A 2909-nucleotide genomic window follows, 5' to 3' on the forward strand; every position below is an offset into this window, starting at 1 on the left:
ATAAAGGCTGCTAGCGCTAACCCGGTGAATTCTCTCAAGAGTGAATAGCCCTCCTCAAATATTGCCTCCACGCTGGCCCTTGAAGTTCCTCAGGTTCTTCATTAAAAAGAAATACCTGGAGGAGATAGAAGGGGATATGGAGGAACGATTTCAGGATAATCTGAAGACTTTTTCAGTGAAAAAAGCCAGACGTCTCTATGCCTGGGATACTTTAAAACTTTTGCGCTCTACGCTTATGAAAAGCCTGGATGGAGATATTCGATTAAATCACTATGGTATGTTGAAAAACTATCTTAAAACTTCAGTTCGAAACGTTAAACGTCATGCCCTTTTTTCAGGTATTAATGTTGTTGGATTGGCGGTTAGTCTGTCCATAGGGATATTCATGATTGTACTGCTTTCCGAGCTACATTCTTTTGATGCATTTCACGATAAAAAGGACAGAATTTACCGGGTAACTACTTCCAGACAAGCCCTATTTCAAGGCGAAGAAGACTATCTTGCCACGGCCTCTCACTATATCGGAGACCGGATGTGGCAGCAGGTCCCGGAAGTAGAACAGGTACTGGTGCTAAGAAGAGGTCTCACTGTTGACTTGCACAGTGATCAAAAGGCCATTGCTACCAGCGGTTATTACGCTACTAATTCATTTTTTAATGTCTTCTCATTTAAACTTTTAAAGGGAAATCCCCAAACGGCTTTAAAGAGTCCGGGTGCAATAGTATTGACAGAATCTGCTGCTAAAAGGCTATTTAATACTATGGACCCGATAGGTAAGACAGTTGGGGTGGAGGGCAATGGAGATTTTAATACAGGAATGATCACCGGTATTGTAGAGGATCCACCGGTTAACTCACACGTTACTTTTGAGATGTTGGTCTCAATGAAAACCATGGAAAACAGCCTGGTGGAGAGTAGGAGAGGCATCAAGAATAATCCTGGAAATTATGCTGAAAGCTATGTTTATGTTTTACTAAAAAAAGATGCCGACATAGCGAAGATCGAATCGATCATGGCAGATATGATGGCTGATCATAATTCGCGAAAGGCTCCCATGACGCTTACTCTGGAGCCCATGGAGCAGTTTATAACAGGAGGTGCAGGAAGCCCGCCAGGTCCGACATTCTCAAAACGCAAAATCAATATGATGATGGGACTCACGTTCATTGTGCTGCTAAGTGCTTGTTTCAATTACACTAATTTATCGCTGGCTAGGGCATTGAGACGTTCCAAAGAGATCAGTGTGCGTAAGGTAATTGGAGGTACATCCCTTCAAATATTTTTACAGCTCATATTAGAGGCTATTCTTCTGTCTTTGATTGCCTTAATCTTGGGTTTAGGACTGTTTTTTTTCATCAAACTGGGGTTTTTAAATCTTCCCGAGCTAGTTGCTACGAGCCCACCTACATTCAGATTGGACCTGGGTCCTATTCATGTTATTTATTTTCTGTTGTTCACACTTGTCGTGGGAACTATTGCCGGTTTTTTTCCTGCATTAGCACTTTCGAAACTCAAGGCAATAGCGCTTTTTAATGATATCAGCAAGGTAAAACTGTTTTCTGGAATTAACGCAAGGCGGGCATTGATTACCTTTCAATTTACTCTTTCTATTGGTTTGATAATGTGCTCTGTAATGGTGCATAAGCAGTATCAATATGTATTGAACTACGACCTGGGATACGATACAGAAAACATTGTGAACATTCAGATTCAAGGGGACTACATGGATCAGCTTGAGAATGAATATACAAAAATGTCCGAGGTAGTGGCTACCTCAAGATCCTACGTGGTATTGGGAACCCGAAACGCAGAGCTGGGAGAAGCCTTTTCTGAAGATAAAAGTGATATGGTACTATTTACTACCAATTATATTGGTCAAAATTATTTGGACATGCACGGGTTTGAATTGATTGCGGGTAGTGGATTTCAGGCGTCCTTAAAGGAAGAGCAAATACAAAATGCCATTGTTGTCAACGAAACATTTTTAAGGGAATTAGATCTAGGCGACCCCCATGAAGCTATTGGAAAGAATATCTGGTATTTCGGTGAAAGAAAAATGCAAATTCAAGGAGTAGTCAAAGATTTCATCAGTATGTCCCTGGATGCTGAAGTACCGAAGGCTTTTGCGTTTGTGAATATGAGAGCAAGAGGTGATGGGATACTAGGAGTGAAAATAGCGAGTAACGACTTGTGGAATACCATGGAAAAATTAGAAAAAAGCTATAAAGAATTAGACCCTGTTCATCCTTTTGAGGCTACCTTTTATGATGATGAAATTGCCAGAACATACGCTTCGAGCAAAACCACTTATTCGGTTATTTCATTTCTTGCCTTCTTAGCCATTTCCATTTCGACACTTGGCTTGTTAGGCATGGCGATTTATACTTCTGAAAGCCGCTTGAAAGAAGTCAGTATTCGCAAAGTGCTGGGAGCTGGAATTAGTAGTCTAATGTTGCTTCTTTCCCGTGCTTTTTTAGGAATGATCATCATAGCTGCTGTAATAGCCGTGCCGGGAGCGACCTATATTGTGGATGATTATATATTAAACGAATTCCTTTATAGAACAGAAATAGATCTCATTGAAATGCTTTCCGGGTTCATCATAGTATTGTTTATTGGAGTACTTACTGTTGGCTGGCGGGTACGAGCAGCTGCGGTCCAAAACCCGGCTAAACTATTACGAAATGAATAGCAAACCCTCACCTCCCAAACTTTTTCTCCGCTTCTTACGCTGGTTCTGCCGCCAGGATTACCTGGAGGAAATCGAAGGAGACATGGAGGAAAGGTTTCAGGATAACCTAGGACTTTTTTCAGTAAGAAAAGCTAGAAGACTATACGCCTGGGATACTTTAAAGCTTTTACGCTCAACGCTTACGAAAAGCCTGGGTGGTGATATTCGATTAAATCAC

2 protein-coding genes are annotated in these 2909 nt (G+C 41.2%); both read left to right on the plus strand.

Translation table 11 applies throughout. From position 1 onward, the window contains the following. The first annotated feature begins 40 nt into the window (after positions 1-40). Complete coding sequence (locus AAGA18_15965; GenBank protein ID MEM9446837.1) at positions 41-2692, plus strand: ABC transporter permease; 2652 nt, start codon at positions 41-43, stop codon at positions 2690-2692. Beyond that, positions 2685-2909: permease prefix domain 2-containing transporter (locus AAGA18_15970; GenBank protein ID MEM9446838.1), on the plus strand; the 225-nt coding region annotated here is incomplete at its 3' end. The genes AAGA18_15965 and AAGA18_15970, both read left to right, overlap by 8 nt.

This window comes from Verrucomicrobiota bacterium (assembly GCA_039192515.1).
Lineage (GTDB): Bacteria > Verrucomicrobiota > Verrucomicrobiia > Methylacidiphilales > JBCCWR01 > JBCCWR01.